Here is a 19241-nt window from a genome sequence, read left to right as displayed (position 1 = left end):
AGCCGCCTCAAAATGAGGCGGCAAGGAGACTGGCGACGATGCCAGATGACAAACCTGTATTCTGTTTGAACGGGCTTTACAGGGGAATGCGGGTTTCCGCTTCCGGCAGTTCAGATTTTCTCAATTGTTCAAACAGGGCGGACATGCGCAGTACGCCGAGATCATCAAATCTGTGGCCGACAATCTGCAGGCCGACAGGCAGTCCGGCGCTGGTAAATCCACAGTTAAGGGAAGAGCCGGGCTGTTCGGTCAGGTTAAACAGGAAGTTATTAGCCCAGGGGCCAAACAGTTCATCCATCTGTGCTGCGGGGAGTTCTGCGGCATAAGCCGGAACCGGTGTAGTCGGCAGCAGCAGGAAGTCGAACTCCTGGATCAGGGCTGCGGTGCGCTCGCGAAGCTTCTGCATGGCCATCCAGTCACCGAACAGCTGGTCAGCACTTTGTGTTTCGTTCAGGCGGCTCCAGTTCTGGATGACCTCAGCCTTGTCCTGATCAGGACACTGAGAAAATTCGTTGTAGCAGCGGGCAATGTAGTAACGTTCGGCGCAGGCATCTTCACCCTTCTTGAAGGGGGCGGCGATCTCAACCACTTCAAAACCTGCCGCACGATAGACTTCCGCAGACTTCTTTACAGCAGCTATTACTTCTGGATCAGGAGTGGTGCCCAGGCCGAGATCGGTAATCAGACCCAGTTTGCCTTTGGTGGGCAGGGTTTTGATCTCTTCCAGATAATCGCAGTTATCGTAGGGCAGGGCGGTAAAGTCACGCACATCCGGGCGGGTGATAACATTCATCATCAGTGCCGCGTCAGCCACGGTGCGGGTCAGAGGACCTGCAACCAGTGCCGGGTTGTTGGGGAAGTAATAGGGCACACGGCCATAGCTGGGCTTGTGACCAAAGATGCCGCAGAAAGACGCCGGCAGTCGAATAGAACCGACAATATCTGTACCAATTGACATGGTTTCAAAACCAGCGGCTACAGCGGCAGTGGCACCAGAGCTGGAACCACCGGTGTTATGGGCGGTGTTCCAGGGGTTGCGGGTAATGCCGTGTTTGGAACTGTAGCCAGCGGGCAGAATGCCATAGTCGCACATGGTGTTCTTGCCGTAGATCACCGCGCCACTCTCTTTCAGGCGTGCGACGGCGGCACAGTCATCATCGGCAATCACCCCTTTCGACAGGGAAGCGGCACTGCCTCGAAAGACCGGCATGCCTTTGGCGGGCAGGGCGTCTTTTACGGAGGTAGGGATACCATCCAGGGGGCCGGAGGGCTGGCCTTTCTGCCAGCGCTGTTCACTGGCTCTGGCCTGTTCCAGGGCACCTTCACGATCAACGTGGTAAATGGCGTTGATGACGGGATTAAGTTTTTCGATGCGCGCCAGGGAAGACTCCAGCACCTCTACCGGTGACAGGCTTTTTTCCCGGTAACGCTGGGTCAGCTCAACGGCACTCAGTTGATAGAGCTCTTCTTGACAGAGAGTTTCGCTCATAGCGCGCTCCTTTGCTTAGGCCATGCTCGCCAGGGTATCGTAACCCTGACCGGCGTACAGCAGAGGCGCATTGCCTTCGTTAACGCGGACTTCAACAACCTTGCCGATGCAGATGGTGTGGGTGCCAAATTGCTTCAGTTCAGCGATTTCACATACGATATTGGCATTGGCGTCGTCCAGCATGGGAACATTGTTATCAGCGCGGGTCCACTGGCCTTCTGCGTCAAAGCGGTCTGCGCCTTCAACACCCTTGCGACCGGCAAATACATTGGCAACAGCCTGCTGGTTCTGGCCGAGAAGGTTGATGCACATTTTCTTGCCAGCTTCGAATAGGGGGTAAGCACTTGCGGAACGGTTAACGCAAACGATGATGGAGGCAGGGTCCATGGACAGGGAGCAGACGGCGGTGGCAGTCAGGCCACCGATATTGCCTCCATGTTCTGTGGTGATAACGTTTACGCAGGCGGCCAGTTCGCGCATGGCCATTTTGAAGTTCTGCTCAACAGTGTCGATGGTTGCTGTATCTGTCATTGCCGTGTCCCCATAATTCCCGGGCTGGTGAAGGGCCTGGATTTAGTTCTTTTTTGGATCCTGAAAAAGTATTTCAGGAACACTTTTATTGTGTGGTGAGCGAACGTTCACTTTGAACCGCATCATAGGGTTTGGGCAGGGGAAGGTCAATACAGTAGGAAGGTAAAGCAGGAAGGTAATTTACAATGCTGCCACGCGGGCCAATGATGCTGCCATAAAATTATGATACTAAAAAAGTGGCACAGGCTCTGGTTGTGAGGGTTCCTCTGCCGTCAGTGGAGCACTGACAGTTCTTATTGCTCTGAGTCTGGCAATATTAGGGGATTACTACGCACTCTGGGGCTGATGGTTGTGATGGATGTTTACATAGGCCAGAATGGCTTATAGAAATCCTGGAAAGACGCAGCAATCCGGTGATGTGCTGGATTATTGTTAGGCACTGGGCCGTGTTTGGTGTTGTTTTAATCTCAAAGCCGTTTTTATACTTTTGGTAAGCAGGGTTCAGGAATTTACTGTCGTGTACATGGCCTGGGCATAATAATGAACAGCAGTGAAGTCAGCCTATGAGCGTTATCCTTGAACAGGCCGGGAAGATTGCTGCCCAGCCGATTGAAAGTGCCCGTTCCCTCCCTTTTCGTGTCTTTCATGATAAAGATGTCTTCGATAAGGAAAGTGAGAGGATATTTTTTAAAGACTGGGTTCTTGTCGGCACAATTTATGAGCTTGAGAATCCGGGGGACTATATCTCACTGAATATTTCCGGTGAGCCGGTTATCGTTCTTCGCGGTAAGGACCAGAGACTCCGGGCTCTGTCCAATAGCTGTCGGCACCGGGGGACACCCCTTGTGGAAGAAGGGGCAGGAAAACTGGGGGAATCCATCGTCTGCCCCTATCACTCCTGGGCTTACGATGATCAGGGAGCGCTGGTCAATATCCCCCATGAGGGTTCTATTCCTGTTGCAAAAGATGAACACTGCCTGCCCCGCTACCACGTTGAAACCTGGCAGAACTTTGTCTTCATTAATCTTTCGGAACGACCGGATGACCTGGGGATGAGGTTAAGGTGGATGCAGAACTACCTTGTGGGCTACCAGACCACAGGCTTTGACCAGGGCTATACCTATGGTGAGGAGGTCTGGAACTGTAACTGGAAGGTCGCTTTTGAAAATGCCATAGAGACTTATCATCTGTTCTCTGTGCATCCAAAGACCCTCGAAAAAACCACAGCGACCAAAGATGCCTATTATATTGCCGGCTCTCCGGACTGGAGTTTGACCGGTGGCACTTTTGCCCCTGAGAAACCCCGGTTTAGCTGGAAATCCCCTGAACCTGAGACAGAGCCGGCGAGATTTGATATATACCAGCAGTATGTGCTCATCAGTATTCCTCCGTCGTTTGTTGGCATGCTGACCTATAACTCCCTTGAGTGGGCATCCTTTATTCCCCTGGATGAAGAGTCAGTTTCTGTGCGCTTTGGCAGTGTTTGGGCAGGGAAAGTTTCTTACCTGTCGGTACTGACAGATACTGAAACCCGGAAGTCTAACGAGGAAGACCGGAAGATTTGTGAATTGGTGCAGAAGGGCATGAAATCCCGTAAATCGGTGGGAGGAAAACTTGTTGAGATGGAAAGGATTGTTGTTGATTTCCATCAGTACTGGGCCAATAGAATGTGCGGTTATGCACTAAATGAGAAGCACCAGGAGCCGATCGCTGATAAGTTTCTTGATCCGGTGATTGAAGAAAAATATTTGCTCTGAGCTTTACAGGGATACAAAGAAAGCCCGGCTAAACAGCCGGGCTTTCTTTTCCCGGATAAATCTCCAGCTATTATGGAGGCCTGTTAACTGTTTGTGGATTATGTGTGGAGCGTCTATTTTGCAGATTGCCAATGGGCAACTGAAAGAGGCATATCATGCTTACAAAAGACGACATAAGAAGTTTGTTATTATGGCGCGGCGTGCTTCATATTTATGCCGGATTCCGCCTGTGGCGGGCCATCTGGCAGGGAGGGTTACTGTGTTTCGGCGCTCTGTATACAGATGCTTTGGTGAGGGCGGAGTCCGTACCTCTGGGGGACTATATTGCTATTGGGGACTGCGACAAGACGCACTACCCGTCTCAGCAGATGCCCTTTTTCTCCTTTGAAAAACTGAGCGGTGATTCAGAGAATGGCCAGCCTCCTGGTAATTGTTTTACTGATCAGACGCCTGTAAAGGTGGAGATTGGCTACTATCAGGGAGGGAAACCATCGTTAGCCAAAAAAATCAGAGAAGCAATAGTCTGTGTTGACAAATCTTCTCCGAACATGAGCGGGCCTGAGGAATTGCGCTATGTCCATGTCTGGGAAGGCGGTTACTCTCCTGGCCAGTCAGATCCAGGGTACAGACTTACCTATGGTAAATACTACCCGCATTACAATGCACTTCAGTTTGATACCGGATTCTGGCCGTCTCTGCGGTTAAAAAGTTACCCGGAGTCAGCCAATCCCCCCGTTGTGTGTGTAGAACCGGTGTCGGGCCTGGCTTTTATTGGTTATTTAAAAAATGAAACGCTGTTCAAAGATTATTGTGGTGTTTTTGACAGGCCGATTTCGTTGAGTAGTTACCGTCAGGCTTTTGGTGTGTTCCCTGGTGATAGGCTGAGTATTTGTGTGAACTCTTTGAACAATTGTAATGGGCCTTTTACTGTTACAGATCACACCACTTCCAACACGGCCATTCAGCCAGGGGGGATTGTAAGGATCTGGGGTGCAACATGGGCTCCTGAGTTTAATCTGAACAACCCAGATGGACATTGTCATTAGGCCGTCTTTTGAATCATTCTGGATTATGCCACTTACAGCATAAATAAAGGTTGTTGATGATGAGGGTAAATAAATACTGCGGATTGGTCTTGTTGTTTCTTTCTCACATGGCAATGGCTGAATCATCAACGGCCTGGTTGAGTGTCAGACTCCATAATACACAGTCCAGTCCAATGACTGTTACTCCACCACAATTGCCCCGGCTGGTCAAAATTAATAGCCTTAACGGCTGTGACTGCACACAGTCTGATTGTTGCCGATCAGGTGTGCGTGCCAATCCGGGGGAGTCGATTTATATCGACTTCGAGTTTACGTTTTGGTACGGAATGTTTGGAACCCGGGTGTGGAATATGCCCCATCCGACGGTGATAACAGCCATGGTTGGCGGGAAAGCTCATCAATTGAGAATATCTTTTTCTAGCGCTCCGTATATTTCAGCCAAATCTAACACTAATGAGATTACGGAAATTGTCACAATAGATGGGCAGAAAATTCATAATTCTTATGATACATGGGATGTGAATGCTCCTTATCCGCGCGGGAAGCCATCACTGGAGGCTAAAATATGAGCAGTTACAAATATGATAGTGGCAGTGGCAGCTCCGCCGCATATTTGTGTGACTTCTTTGAACACTTGTAATGGTTCTTTTTCTGGTACAGATCATACCACTTCCAACACGGCCATTCAGCCAGGGGGTATTGTAAGGATCTGGGGCGCAACATGGGCTCCTGAGTTTAATCTGAACAACCCGGATGGACATTGTCATTAGGCCGTTTTTTGAATCATTCTGGGTTATCCATTTACAGCATTAAATAAAGGTTGTTGACAATGAGGGTAAATAAATACTGCGGATTGGTCTTGCTGTTTCTTTCTCACATGGCAATGGCTCTTGAAACATCAACGGCCTGGTTGAGTGTCAGGCTCCATAATACACAGTCCAGCCCAATGACTGTTACTCCGCCACCATTGCCCTGGCTGGTCGGCATTAATAACATTAACAGCTGTGACTGCGCACAATCTGATTGTTGTCGATCAGGTATGCGTGCCAATCCGGGGGAGTCGATTTATATAGAGTTCGCGTTTACGTTTTGGTACGAATTCGAGGGAGCCGTGCTTTACTATATACCCGATCCGACGGTGATAACAGCCATGGTTGGCGGGAAAGCTCATCAATTGAGAATATCTTTTTCTAGCGCTCCGTTTAGATCATACGAATCTAACGCTTATGTGATTACGGAAACTGTCACAATAGATGGGCAGGAAATTTATAATTTTTATGGTCAATGGGATGTGCAGAATCCTTATTCCCGAGGGAAGACATCACTGGAGGCTAAAATATGAGCAGTTACAAATATGATAGTAACCGTGGCAGCCCGGCCGCAGTTCATGTAAGACCAGGGAAGGGAAAGTCAGGTGGAGTGGAGATATTGACGGGCTGTTATAAATGAAACCTGTGCAAAGAGCGGCGGGAACGGGTCCCCCGCCGCAGGGAAGTTTATGCAACAGTGGCTGACTCTTCCATCTCTTTGAGTGCTTCAGCGCGAAGGTCTTTACGCAGAACCTTGCCGACAGCTGTCGTCGGAAGGGTTTCCCGGAAGACAATCTGTTTGGGTACCTTGTAGCCGGTCAGGTGCTGTTTACACCAGGCTTTGAGTGCATCTTCCGTCAGGTTTTCATCCCTGGGGATAACATACAGGCGAATCGCTTCCCCGCTGGCTTCATCGGGAACACCGATAACCGCGCAGGAGACAACGCCGTCACACCTGGAGACTACGTCTTCAATCTCGTTCGGGTAAACATTGAAGCCGGAAACCAGCACCATATCCTTCAGGCGGTCAACAATCTTGATAAAGCCGTCTTCGTCAATAACTGCAACGTCACCAGTATAGAACCAGCCATCTTTGTCCATCACTTCAGCCGTAGCTTCCGGACGCTGCCAGTAACCGGCCATTACCTGGGGGCCGCGTACACAGAGTTCGCCACGCTCGCCCAGAGACGTTTCGTTGCCGTCGGCGTCAACAGTCTTGATCTCGGTGTTGGGAGCAGGCTGACCTACGGTGCCGTCTTTGCTCATGGCGCCGAGAGGGCCAGCGGATACAACCGGAGAGGTTTCGGTCAGGCCGTAGCCTTCAATAACCCGGGAGCCGGTAAACTCCTCCCACTTTTTGCCAACCTCGCTCTTCAGGGCAGTACCGCCGGAGAGGGTCAGAGTCAGGGCGCTGAAATCACACTCGGCAAACTTGGGACTATGCATCAGGCCGATAAACAGGGTATTCAGGCCTACCAGCAGGGTGAATTTGAACGGCTTTATGGCGGCGATGAACTGATCCATATCCCGCGGATTAGGGATCAGGATACTGTGATCACCACTTGAAGGGTAAACTATCAGGTTCATGGTGAAGGAGTAGATGTGATAAATCGGCAGAGGAGCTACAACGATCTGCTCTCCGGCGGGAACCAGAAGACTGCCGTCTTCTTTCACTTCTTTGTAGATGCCATCGTTATATTGAACAATGTTGGCAATAATATTGCCGTGGGTCAGCATGGCACCTTTAGCGACACCTGTCGTGCCGCCAGTATACTGAAGCATCGCCAGTGATGACTGGTCACTGTTATCAGGGCGGGTGTAAGAGGCAGCAGCGCCAAGCTCCAGAAGTTCGTTAAAGGCGATGGTGGGAATGGCTTCAGAAGAAGCAACAAAACCTTCGGCCTGGGGTACAACCAAATCTACGGGACCGGTTGCGATAACGTGGGCAACCTGGGAACCTTCCGCTGCTTTGTATACATTTTCCAGGTTGGCGGTCAGGGTGACGATAGCCTTGGCACCGGAATCTTTCAGCTGATGGGTCAGTTCGGTCAGAGTATAAAGCGGGTTGGTGTTGACAATAATCAGGCCCGCACGGATGGCGGCGTAGGCAACAACAGGGTATTGCAGCAGGTTGGGAAGCTGTATGGCGATAGCATCGCCGGGCTTAAGCTCGGTGTGGTTTTGCAGCCAGGCGGCAAAATTACGGCTTAAGGAATCCACTTCCCTGTAGGAGAGGGTTTTGCCCAGACAGGTAAAAGCATCTTTTTCGGAAAAGTTCTCAAATGCAGCTTCGACAACCTCAAGCAGAGAGTTGTACTTGCTGGTATCGACACTGTTGGGAACGCCGGGTGCGCGCTTGTCGCTCCAAAAATCAGTTTTCATAAGCCTGCACTTTGTTATTGGAATTTACTTGTCATTCGTTATCGGGCCGGACATCCGTATCGGCCCTTGATTGTAAAAAGCCGTCAGCAGCCACCGGGGGAAGTAGCAGCCACTAACTGGCTGAAAACAAGCAGATCAGAACGCAAATGCTTCTTCGTCGATCGCGGTCAGTGTCTCGGCACCGTCACGGATATTTTCCGCCAGAGAGGTAGTACGGGTCAGCAGTCGTTTAAAGAAGAAATTGGCAGTCTGGCCCTTGGCGGTGTAGAACGCGCCTTCTTTCTCGGCAGCTACGGCAGCGGCCTGCAGCCAGAAGTAACCCAGAATCACGTAACCGGACAGCATCAGGTAATCCACGGAGGCGCTGTTCAGCTCGTTGGGACCGTCTGTCTTCAGACGTTCACCCAGCTCGCCGGTCAGGGTCTGCCAGAGCTCCACTTTTGCAATCAAAGTCTGCGCCATGTCTGCCAGAGCCGGGTTAGTGGTCTGAGCCTGGGCAAACTCGGTGATCTCTTTGGTGAAATTGGTTAGCAGCTTGCCACCGGTAGGCAGAATCTTACGACCCAGCAGATCAAGGCCCTGGATGCAGGTAGTACCTTCGTAGATGGCAGTGATACGTACGTCACGTGCCAGCTGTTCCATGCCCCATTCGCGGATGAAACCGTGGCCACCAAATACCTGGATGCCCTCTTTTGTGGCTTCCTGGCCGGCTTCGGTCATGAAGCCCTTAGCGATAGGTGTCAGCAGAGCCAGGCGTGCTTCGGCATCAGCCTGTTGTTCGGGCGTACCACGATGCTTGATATCAACCAGTTTGGCGCAGTACATATTGAACATACGGCCACCTTCGGCGATGGCTTTCTGGGTCAGCAGCATACGACGCACATCCGGGTGGGCGATGATCGGGTCAGCAGCCTTCTCCGGGGAGTGACGGGGAATCGCCTTCATCTGAATACGATCTTTGGCATAAGCCAGAGCACCCTGGAAAGCATGCTCGGCAGTGGATTGCCCCTGCACAGCAACGCCCAGGCGGGATTCGTTGATGAACGTGAACATGCAGGCCATGCCCTTGTTCTCAGGGCCGATCAGGAAGCCTTTGGCACCGTCAAAGTTCATAACGCAGGTGGCAGACGCCTTGATACCCATCTTGTGTTCAATGGAACCACAGGTTACGGGGTTACGGTCACCCAGTGAGCCGTCAGCGTTCACGTTGAACTTGGGAACAACAAACAGGGAGATACCTTTCACACCTTCAGGTGCGCCGGGCAGGCGAGCCAGAACGATATGGATAATGTTCTCACACAGGTCGTGCTCACCACCGGTAATAAAGATCTTGGAACCGGTCAGGCTGTAGCTGCCGTCACCATTAGGCTCGGCTTTGGTTTTCAGCAGGCCCAGGTCGGAACCACAGTGGGCTTCGGTCAGACACATGGTACCGGACCAGCGACCTTCAACCATAGGCTGCAGGTAGTTGGCTTTGATATCGTCAGCGGCGTGAGCGGCAACAGTCTCAATCGCACCCCAGGTCAGGGTGGGGTAGATCGCCCAGCTCAGGTTGCCGCCGGCCAGCATTTCATAGAAGGCAGTGTTCAGGGAGTTGGGCAGGCCCTGGCCACCGATTTCGGCGGGCTGGCTCAGACCACACCAGCCATTCTCAACCAGCTTGTCGTAAGCGGCTTTAAAACCGGCAGGCGTCGTGACTTCACCGTCTTTCCACTGGGCGCTTTCTTCATCGCCAGTACGGTTAATTTCAACAATTTCGCCTTCAACAAACTTAGCACCTTCTTCCAGAACGGCTTTCACCATATCCGGAGAGGCATCTTCGCCACCGGGCAGAGACGCATAGTGCGCCTCGTAGCCCAGGACTTCATTCATGGTGAACTCGAGGTCACGCAGGGGCGCTTTATATTCTGGCATTGCTGCTTCTCCCGGCCTTAAACGATTTCGAACAGGCCGGCAGCGCCCATACCACCGCCAACACACATGGTCACAACGGCGTACTTGCCGCCACGACGCTTACCTTCACGCAGGACGTGACCAACCTGACGGGTACCGGTCATGCCGTAGGGATGACCGATGGAGATGCCGCCACCGTTGACGTTCAGTTTGTTGGGGTCGATGCCCAGCTTGTCGCGGCAGTAAACAACCTGGCAAGCGAAGGCTTCGTTCAGTTCCCACAGGTCGATGTCGTCTACAGTCAGGCCGTGGGCTTTCAGCAGTTTGGGCACAGCAGTCATCGGGCCGATACCCATTTCTTCAGGCTCCAGACCGGTCACCATCATGCCGCGGTAGATACCCATGGCTTCGTGGTTGTTCTGCGCGGCGTACTTGCTGTCCATCAGCACAACAGCGGCAGCACCGTCAGACAGCTGAGAAGCGTTACCGGCAGTGATGGTGCCGCCTTCGATAACGGGGTTCAAAGACTGCAGGCTTTCCAGAGTGGTGGAAGGACGGTTGCCTTCATCCAGGGACAGAGTTACTTCTTTGTAGGAGATTTCACCGGTGTTGCGATCTTTAACCATCTGAGTGGTGGTGGTCTCAACGATTTCGTCGGCGAAAATGCCAGCCTGCTGGGCGGCGGCAGTGCGCTGCTGGGAAGACAGAGCGTACTCGTCCTGGGACTCACGGCTGATGCCGTACTTCTTAACAACGTACTCGGCAGTTTGCAGCATGGGCATGTAGGCGTTGGGCTCGGCTGCCAGGACATTGTCGTCCTTCTGGCTCATAACCCACTCAACCAGCTGGTTCTGAACCATGGAAATCTGGTCCAGACCGGCGGCAACGGTTACGTCCATGCGGTCAGTGATGATCTGCTTGGCAGCAGTAGCTACGGACATCAGGCCGGAGGAGCACTGACGGTCGATAGTCTGGCCGGCAACGCTCTGGGGCAGGCCGGAAGCGAAAGCGGCCATGCGGCCCAGGTTCCAGCCGGCGGTACCGGACTGCAGGGAGGCACCCATCACCAGGTCGTCGATTTTGCTGGGATCAATACCAGCGCGCTCTACGGCAGCCTTGATGGCGAAAGAGGCCAGGGTAGGAGCCTTGGTGATGTTGTAGGCGCCACGGAAAGCTTTGCCGATGGGGGTACGGGCTGAGGAAACGATGACTGCTTCACGCATGTTTCTTACTCCACTGAAATTTATTGTCATCAGGGGATCACAGATTTGAAACTGTGATCCCCATCTCTGTTTTTCTTATTCTTTACCTTTGAAAATGCCGCCTTTTTATGGCTGATGGCATTTTCAGCTCATGGCTGTTTGCGATAATACCGCGGCTATTTCAGCCCGCTACGTATTCGCTGAACTTCTTGCCTTCACTGGCCAGTTTGGCCAGCAGCGGTGCCGGTTTGAACCACATTTCGCCGTAAGCACCCAGCTGTTCGCGGTACTTGTCCATGGCGGCAACGATCGAGTCCAGACCGATTTCATCGGCGTACTGCATGGGGCCGCCGCGGAATGCGGGGAAGCCGTAGCCGTTGGTGTAAATCAGGTCGATATCGCTGGAACGGATGGCAATACCTTCCTCCAGAATCTGTGCACCTTCGTTAATCAGGGAGAAGATGCAGCGCTCAACCATCTCTTCCTTGGAGATTTCGCGACGCTCGATACCGTTCTCTTTGGCGATTTCAACAGCCAGTTCGATGGTTTCGGGGTCGTTGATCTTGTCGCGGCCTTCGTAGATGTAAACGCCGCGGCCGGTCTTCTGGCCCAGACGGCCCAGCTCTTTCAGTTTGAACTGCAGAGCCTGGTAGGTCTTGTCTTCAGCCCACTCGTGCTGATTGGCCTGAGCAGCGGCGCAGCCAACATCGATACCGGCCATATCGCCCATGGAAACAACACCCATGGCCATGCCGTACTCAACCAGAGAGGAGTCAACCTGCTCGGGAGACGCGCCTTCCAGTAGCATGCGGAAGGCTTCACGGGAATAAGGAGCAACCATGCGGTTACCCACGAAGCCGTAGCAAACGCCAACAACAACGGGCTGCTTACGGATGGTCTTGGCCAGATTCAGAGAGGTCACCAGAACTTCGTCTGAGGTTTCCTTGCCGCGAACAATCTCCAGCAGGCGCATGATGTTTGCGGGGCTGAAGAAGTGCAGACCGATTACGTCTTGAGGACGCTTGGTAAAGGAGGCGATTTCGTCCAGGTCCAGGGTAGAGGTGTTGGAAGCCAGGATCGCGCCGGGCTTGCACACTTCGTCCAGCTTGGTGAAGACGGCCTTCTTGACTTCCATGCTTTCAAATACAGCTTCGATGACCAGGTCAGCGTCGCCCAGGTCTTCGTAGCTCAGGGTGCCGGAGATCAGCGCAGTGCAGGCATCAGCCTGTTCCTGGGTAATGCGGCCCTTGGAAGCAGTGCGGTCGTAGTTCTTCTTGATGACTCCCAGACCACGGTCCAGAGCGTCCTGCTTCAGCTCCAGCATGGTTACGGGAATGCCGGCAGAAGCGAAGTTCATGGCAATACCGCCACCCATCAGGCCGGCACCGATAACGGCAACCTTCTTGATGTTGCGGGTAGCAATCTCTTTGGGATTGATGCCAGGAATACGGGTTGCCTGACGTTCAGCGAAGAACAGGTGCTGGAAAGCCCGGGATTGAGGGCCACCGTGGCACTCCATAAACAGGGACCACTCTTTCGCCAGACCTTCTTTCAGGGGCAGTTGAGTGGAGGCTTCGAAAGCACCGATTACAGCCAGTTGTGCCAGGTTACGCTCAGGTACCAGGCCCTTGCGCTTGGAACCAAAGAAGCCTTCAGCAATCCTGGAAGCGTCAACAGTGATGTCTGCACAGTTCTTGGCGGGGGCACCTTCGGAAACCAGCTTCTGGGCGTAGGCGACAGCGGCCGCCTGGAAGTCTTCAGCGTCAGACACTTCATCAGCCAGACCCAGCTGACCAGCCTGGACGGCTTTTACCGGCTTGCCGGAGAAGGCCATGTTGAAAGCGGTTTCCAGGTCAATCACACGGGGCAGACGCTGGGTACCGCCGGCACCGGGGATAATGCCCAGCTTGACTTCGGGAACACCCAGTTGTGCTTTGACGGATACAAAACGGTAGTCGCAGGCCAGAGCCAGTTCCAGGCCGCCACCCAGGGCAGCACCGTTCACGGCGGCGATAACAGGCTTGGGGCTGGCATCAATAACATCGAAAACGGCAGGAATGGTGGGGTCCTGCAGGGCTTTGCCGCTGTCAAATTCGGTCACGTCAGCGCCTGCGCAGAAAAAACGACCGCCGCCGGTAATTACGATAGCTTCAACGCTGTCGTCTGCGACTAGTTCCTGAAACTTGTTCTGGAGGTCGGAGCGCAGATCGTAGCCGAGACTGTTCACCGGCGGTGCGTTCAGTTCCAGCAGAGCAATGTTGCTATGTCTTTTCAGTTCGACAGAAGCGCTCATATTTTTCCTGTGTCCTGTAGTGGTTATTGATAAATGGTTGTTAATAAAGTTGTTATTGGTTTTATTCGTGATTAAGCCGGTTGCCCTGACACCTGAGAGCCGGTGCTGCGCATTTTCAGGATAGCGGCAAGAATCAGCGCCAGGCTGATGACGAAGAAGGTCAGGGACAGCCAGTACAAGGGCGCAAAATCAGTGCCTTCACCAATCAAAAAGCTGCTCGCCGCTGGGCCGAGAGTCAGGCCAACCTGGGACGCAACCAGGCCGGCGATAACCAGGCGACCAGTCGGGTCCATGCGGGCCTGCAGGCCCTGGAAGTACGGAATGGCAAAGCTGAAGGTGAAATTAAAAACGGCGAAGGTCAGCAGGAAACTGTCTTGGTCGGAAATACTGAACATCATAACGGCGCTGATGGCGATGCCACCCAGCCCAATCAGGAAACTCATCGGGTAACCGATACGCATGCCGAGAAAGGCAGCAATGATGGAAGCCAAAAGTCCGGCTGACAGGGTAAGAGTGATGATGTGTGTGGTTTCGGTGAAGTCCATGCCGGTGGCGATGCCAATCTGACTGGAATAAGTCCAGATAGCCATATTGCCGGCGTAAAACAGGATAAAGGAACCCATCAACAGCAGGGCCTGGGGCTTCAACAGGTCTTTTATACTGTATTTGTCGTTGAATGTGCTGTTGGCCTTGATATAAGGTGCAGCTGATTCAGGAATCCAGCGGAACATGGTGATATAGCTGAGAGCGAAGATAGCGACGAAAAGGAATACTCCTTTCAAACCGATAGTGGCAACAATAGTGGTCCAGAAATAAGTGGTGAGGGAAACGCTGATAAAAGCTGTTATCAGACTGATCGCGAACAGTCTTTCTGCATTTGGAAGATAACCGATAAGAGCAAGGCCAGCGGCAAACAGCATTCCCGCAGGAATACCTGCAACCAGTCGTGCAGAAATAAACAACTCAGGCGTGTGAACAAAAGCGACGAAGGTTTCACAGGCGGCAATTACCAGCAGACTACCGATAACCCATTTGCGTAGTTTGATGGATTCGATGCTGAACAGCATCACCAGCATACCCAGTAGGGAGCCCAGGGTCTGCATAGTCGTGGCCAGACCGGCTTCCTGATTGGTAAAGCCCCAGTCAGTGGTTAGGGATGTTACAACCTGGGGGGCGTTTACAATATAAAGGGATCCGGCACCGGCAAAGAAAAGCGAGGAAGTAAAGACTTTCCAATTAGCTATATGGCTCATTGTCTGTTGCCCACTTATAATTATTTTGTTTTGTTTCAGGCAAACCAGTAAATACGGTTAGGCCAGTGTGGCTCAACGGTATGGTGGGGCGGTGCCGGGTTCAAGTCGGGACTCTGTACTCTTAGATGGAATGGCCTTCAAAAACCGGTTGTTGGCCACTCTGTTCGTTTAGTGTTCCGTAGGCTTGGGGTGTAATGACTGACAATAATAAACAGGATTTTTTGCAGTTGGTTTTGGTGGTTTTAAATGGTTGAAGGGTAATCCAAAACCGAAAAGGTATAGCTGGGGAACCGTAATAAAATATAGATTGATGCAGATTGCCGGAATCTTTTTGCTCAGGGAAAATTAAAAAGATACCTGTTTCGACAGGGATAATGACAATAATAGGCTGGTTTGAAAAAGGCTGGCTTGTATGAAGGTTTATCGGATTGTGTGTGACTTTATTTTCACTCGTTACAACCAGTTTTCTGGGGGTGGCCGGGGCCAGGGCTGCAGTTTAAAGAGCAGGTCTTGAAGTTGACATGTTTGACCTGTGTGAAAAACAGATGCGAGGATTCGCATCAGTCTGGCAGAAAGCTGATTAAACAGCTCCAGTAAAGTCTTGTTTCGATCTGGTTATGCAGCCTGATATAAAGGAGTGATGATGAAAAAGTGGCAGTGTCTTGTTTGTGACGTAATTTATGACGAAGCCGAAGGCTGGCCTGATGACGGTATTCCTCCCGGTACCAAGTGGGAAGATGTACCCGAAGACTGGCTCTGCCCTGACTGTGGAGTTGGTAAGGACGAATTTGAAATGATCGAAATCTGATAAAAATTTCCTGCTGCTGCCGGTAATACGAAGTAGACAACAGTCTGGTGGCTGGCCGAAAAGAGCTGTTCTCTGAGTGGGGGGACAGCTTTTGCATAATAAAATTAGCTTTTGCAAAATTAAATTAACAGTACAGGACTGAATATGTCTGGCGTCGTTATTCTTGGAACCGGGCTTGCCGGTTATAACCTGGCAAAAGAGTTCCGCAAGCTGGATAAGGAAACTCCTCTTAAGCTGATTACAGCGGATTGTGGTCGTAACTATTCCAAGCCCATGCTGTCTACCGGCTTTACCAAGAAAAAGGATGCAGATGCCCTGACTCTGCAGACTCCGGAAGCCATGGCGGAAACTCTGGGTGCGGAGATTCTCACCCATACCACGGTTGCCAGCATTGATACCGATAACCGCCAGGTTGTCCTTGAATCCGGTGAAAGCCACGGTTACGACAAGCTGGTTCTGGCTCTGGGGGCCGCGCCTATCCGTATCCCCATGGATGGTGACGCCGCAGATACCATTCTGTCCATTAATGATCTGGAAGACTACGCTCTGTTCCGTGAGCGCCTGCCCGAAGGTGGTCGTGTAGTAATTATTGGTGGTGGTCTGATTGGGTGTGAATACGCCAACGACCTGCGCAACGGCGATTATGACGTTGATGTCGTTGCCCTGAGTGAGAAGATTATGCCCGATCTGCTGCCTGGTCAGGTTGCGGATACTATTCAGGAAGCTTTGGAAGAGCTGGGTGCCAGGTTCCATATGGAAAACAGTGTCACTTCCGTGGATAAATCCGGTGATCATCTGGCTGTCACCCTGAGCAGTGGTGAAGTCCTGGAAGCTGATATCGTTGTTTCCGCGATCGGCCTGCGTCCCCGTACCGACCTGGCTGCTGCCGCTGGTCTGAAAGTAGGTCGTGGTGTTGCTGTTAACCGCGTTCTGGAAGCCAGCGTAGAAGGTGTTTACTCCCTGGGGGACTGCGCGGAAGTTGACGGTCTGAATTTGCTCTACGTTCTGCCCCTGATGACCTGTGCCCGCGCCCTTGGCAAGACCCTTGCTGGTCAGCGCACAGAAATTATCTATGGTCCCATGCCCGTTGGCGTGAAGACCCCCGCCTGCCCGCTGGTTGTGTCTCCGCCGGCTGCCGGTCAGCCCGGTGAATGGCAGATTGAAGTGAACGGTCGCAATATCCGCGCCCTGAACACAGATGGCCAGAACCTGTACGGTTTTGCCCTGACCGGTGAAGCCGTATCCGACAAGATGCAGCTCAGCCGTCGTCTGCCTTCCATTCTCGACTAGGGGTGGCATTGATGTCTGATGAGATCATGCTTTCTAAGAGCGGGCAGGGTGTAGCCGCTATCGTCGACAGCTATCAGCTGTATTTCGACGGTGCCGGTGGCCCTAACAATGGCCTTTATATCGGCCTGCCCGTGGGAAGTGATAAAGACCTCGGCAGGGTTGTTGCCGGTCTGCGTGGTGTCGGTCTCTGGAGTGATGGCGATATCGTCACTGTTCCGGAAAAGCATAAGCCCCTTTATCGCAGTCAGCTTGAATTTGTCGGCGCTGCCGCAGGGCAGGAATTCTCTGTTTTCTGCCTGAATCACCCCAAATACCCGGTCAGCACTGAACAGTGGGGCCGATGGCTGAGTTATTTCAAAAAGGAGTACAGCATGTCTGAAGCCACTGTAGAAGAAGCAACCGTAACCGCTGAAGATCTGGCGGCTTTCGCTGCTGCCTGGAATGCCCATGATGTTGAAGCACTGATGTCCTTCATGACAGAAGACTGCATCTTTGACGGTTCCGCCGGCCCGGATGTGATGGGTACCCGCTACGAAGGGTATGAAGAGGTTAAGGCTGGTTACCAGAAGATCTTTGAGGTGTTCCCGGACGCCAGGTGGAACAACGACCGTCACTTTGTTCACGGTGACCGGGGTGTTTCCGAGTGGGTGTTCACTGGCACTATGGCTGATGGTTCCAGAGTTGAAGTGCAGGGCTGTGACCTGTTTATCTTCCGTGGCAACAAGATTTATCTGAAAGACTCCATGCGCAAAAATCGCCCTGCTCTGACTGCTTAAATTCAGGGCTCAGGAGCGTCCGGAGTGATGTCGTATTTCCTGGGATGGGCATCTTCCGGCTGAATTATTAAGGCGTGAACATTAAGGGGGGAGTGGGATGCAACCGGAAGATATCCACAGAGAGTTTACGATTCGCCTGTTGAAGAAGAACCTGGATTCCCTGGTTGAACTTTACGAAGAGAATGCGGTGTTTGTCACTGAATCCGGTGAAGAGGTCTGTGGCCGTGCCGCTATTCGTCAGCAGCTGGAGCACTTTGTGCCTGTCGCGGAATCCATGAAACCGGTCAGTCGCACCATCTTTGTCAGTGGCGATACCGCCCTGGTGAACCTGGGGTGGTCTGCGGAAATTGACGGCGAGAAGAAAGAGTTTACCGCTCTGGAAGTGCTGGGCAAGGGGGAAGACAGCCTGTGGCGCTACCGGATCGATAATCCTTTCGGACGCTGAAAATATAAATATTTGTAAAAAATAAATGGTCTGGCAGCTGCAGGAATGTGGCACCCGGGCCGTATGCTGTTGAGAGGCTGTCATATTTTATTTAATAAGGGCATACTCTATTTTTCATAGGTGAAAATACAGTAAAAGCCTGTTATCGGGTAAACAGGTTGCAGTAAATACCAAGAATACAGCAGGGTTGTGCCATGTCCCGATTGTCGTTTGAGGATCAACCGTTATTTCCTGGCAACGAACTCTACCGGATACATCAGCTGTTGATGGAAGAGGGCGTGCCGCTGAAGATGCTTCTGACCGGTACCGGTCTGCCGGAGGCATGTCTCACCGATCCGGGCATACTTCTGTCCTGGCGCCAGTTCGATATTATTTACCGTAATGCTTTCCGCTGCAGTCAACGGCTGGAGATTGGCCTGCTTATAGGCAACTGCCTGGATCTGAGCCGCTGGGGTGTTCTGGGTAATGCCATGACCAGCTGCCGGGACGTAGATCATGCCCTTGGTCTTGCCGCCCATTATCGGGAATTCGTTCGCTGCCCTTTTGATTTTATTCAGACCCGGCCATCGGGGGGGATGCGGGTAACCCTGGCCAGAAGGCGGGAGGTTGAGCTTCCTGTGGGCCTGCCGTTTTCTTCAGAGATTATTCTGATGGGGATTATGGCGGTGGTCGAGGATATGATTGGCGAGCGCACCTCTTTCCGTGAGGTGGGCTTTTTCTATGACCCGCCCGAATATGCCCAGTACTACGAGCGTTTCTTCCGTTGCCCGGTGAAGTTTAACTGTCCTGAAACCTATTACTTTATTGACGACAGTGTTCTTAAGATGTCCCTGCCCAGGGCGAATCCCATCAATTACCGTATCGCCCGGCAACATTGTGAAGAAAAGCTCCGGCAGATTAACCACTTCCGTCAGCAGGATATTACCGTTATTGTGCTTGGGGAGCTGGCCAGCCGCGAAGGGGAAAGTATTGATCTGAAGACTATGGCTGAATACCTCGGCCTGAATTCCCGAACCCTGCGCCGCAGGTTGTTTGAGAAGGGGACAAGTTATCGTGATCTGGTTAACAGTGACCGCCGTCGTCGGGCGATTGATTATCTGGAGAACAGTGCCATGGATACGGAAACCATCGCTGCCCTTACCGGTTTTACCGATACCGGCAGTTTCCGCAAGGCTTTCAAGCGCTGGACTGGTCTCAGCCCCAAAGAATACCGCTCAGAATTGCTGACTGCGAGTTAGAAGTTTTAAGTCGTTAAAAACAAAAAGAC

15 protein-coding genes are annotated in these 19241 nt (G+C 52.3%); 8 read left to right on the top strand and 7 right to left on the bottom strand.

The annotated features are described in order from the left end of the window. Positions 1–76 precede the first annotated feature (76 nt). Positions 77–1489, bottom strand: coding sequence for an amidase (locus ACY2RQ_RS16500; protein ID WP_490114092.1), 1413 nt, complete (start codon positions 1487–1489; stop codon positions 77–79). Between the two features lie 15 nt (positions 1490–1504). Beyond that, a complete protein-coding gene (locus ACY2RQ_RS16495; protein WP_490114091.1) occupies positions 1505–2020 on the bottom strand; it encodes a flavin reductase family protein in 516 nt (171 codons plus the stop codon). A gap of 563 nt (positions 2021–2583) precedes the next feature. On the opposite strand from ACY2RQ_RS16495, the gene ACY2RQ_RS16490 reads away from it, so the two are divergent. The 3 genes from ACY2RQ_RS16490 (at position 2584) to ACY2RQ_RS16480 (ending at position 5392) form a co-directional block, all read left to right on the top strand. Beyond that, positions 2584–3777 carry an aromatic ring-hydroxylating oxygenase subunit alpha gene (locus ACY2RQ_RS16490; protein WP_490114090.1) on the top strand — a complete coding sequence of 398 codons (1194 nt, stop codon included), beginning with the start codon at positions 2584–2586 and terminating at the stop codon, positions 3775–3777. Between the two features lie 155 nt (positions 3778–3932). After that, positions 3933–4823 (top strand): hypothetical protein, encoded by an 891-nt coding sequence (locus ACY2RQ_RS16485; RefSeq protein ID WP_490114089.1) that lies wholly within the window; start codon positions 3933–3935, stop codon positions 4821–4823. 350 nt (positions 4824–5173) lie between these two features. Beyond that, positions 5174–5392 carry a hypothetical protein gene (locus ACY2RQ_RS16480; RefSeq protein WP_490114088.1) on the top strand — a complete coding sequence of 73 codons (219 nt, stop codon included), beginning with the start codon at positions 5174–5176 and terminating at the stop codon, positions 5390–5392. Positions 5393–6319: 927 nt separating this feature from the next. Here the strand turns inward: ACY2RQ_RS16480 and ACY2RQ_RS16475 are convergent. From ACY2RQ_RS16475 to ACY2RQ_RS16455, 5 genes are all read right to left on the bottom strand, one after another. Beyond that, positions 6320–8014, bottom strand: coding sequence for an AMP-binding protein (locus ACY2RQ_RS16475; RefSeq protein WP_490114087.1), 1695 nt, complete (start codon positions 8012–8014; stop codon positions 6320–6322). 135 nt (positions 8015–8149) lie between these two features. Beyond that, on the bottom strand, positions 8150–9928 hold the full coding sequence (locus tag ACY2RQ_RS16470; protein WP_490114086.1) for an acyl-CoA dehydrogenase C-terminal domain-containing protein: 1779 nt from the start codon (positions 9926–9928) through the stop codon (positions 8150–8152). A 17-nt stretch (positions 9929–9945) separates the two neighbouring features. Continuing rightward, positions 9946–11130 (bottom strand): acetyl-CoA C-acyltransferase, encoded by a 1185-nt coding sequence (locus tag ACY2RQ_RS16465; RefSeq protein WP_490114085.1) that lies wholly within the window; start codon positions 11128–11130, stop codon positions 9946–9948. A gap of 160 nt (positions 11131–11290) precedes the next feature. Continuing rightward, positions 11291–13402 (bottom strand): 3-hydroxyacyl-CoA dehydrogenase NAD-binding domain-containing protein, encoded by a 2112-nt coding sequence (locus ACY2RQ_RS16460; protein ID WP_490114084.1) that lies wholly within the window; start codon positions 13400–13402, stop codon positions 11291–11293. Between the two features lie 71 nt (positions 13403–13473). Further along, complete coding sequence (locus ACY2RQ_RS16455; protein ID WP_490114083.1) at positions 13474–14655, bottom strand: MFS transporter; 1182 nt, start codon at positions 14653–14655, stop codon at positions 13474–13476. Between the two features lie 643 nt (positions 14656–15298). On the opposite strand from ACY2RQ_RS16455, the gene ACY2RQ_RS16450 reads away from it, so the two are divergent. The 5 genes from ACY2RQ_RS16450 (at position 15299) to ACY2RQ_RS16430 (ending at position 19212) form a co-directional block, all read left to right on the top strand. Continuing rightward, on the top strand, positions 15299–15463 hold the full coding sequence (locus tag ACY2RQ_RS16450; RefSeq protein ID WP_490114133.1) for a rubredoxin: 165 nt from the start codon (positions 15299–15301) through the stop codon (positions 15461–15463). A gap of 144 nt (positions 15464–15607) precedes the next feature. Then, positions 15608–16753: an NAD(P)/FAD-dependent oxidoreductase gene (locus ACY2RQ_RS16445; RefSeq protein WP_490114082.1), complete on the top strand. Its 1146-nt coding sequence runs from the start codon at positions 15608–15610 to the stop codon at positions 16751–16753. A gap of 11 nt (positions 16754–16764) precedes the next feature. Further along, on the top strand, positions 16765–17529 hold the full coding sequence (locus ACY2RQ_RS16440; protein ID WP_490114081.1) for a nuclear transport factor 2 family protein: 765 nt from the start codon (positions 16765–16767) through the stop codon (positions 17527–17529). Positions 17530–17626: 97 nt separating this feature from the next. Continuing rightward, positions 17627–17974, top strand: a complete 348-nt coding sequence (locus tag ACY2RQ_RS16435; protein ID WP_490114080.1) for a YybH family protein — start codon at positions 17627–17629, stop codon at positions 17972–17974. A gap of 194 nt (positions 17975–18168) precedes the next feature. Beyond that, positions 18169–19212: an AraC family transcriptional regulator gene (locus tag ACY2RQ_RS16430; protein WP_490114079.1), complete on the top strand. Its 1044-nt coding sequence runs from the start codon at positions 18169–18171 to the stop codon at positions 19210–19212. The last annotated feature ends 29 nt before the right edge of the window (positions 19213–19241 follow it).

The sequence above is a fragment of the Parendozoicomonas sp. 209JJ7-1 genome (genome assembly GCF_058147085.1).
Note: the sequence above shows the minus strand (reverse complement) of the source record. Positions and strands in the feature narration are given on the sequence as shown.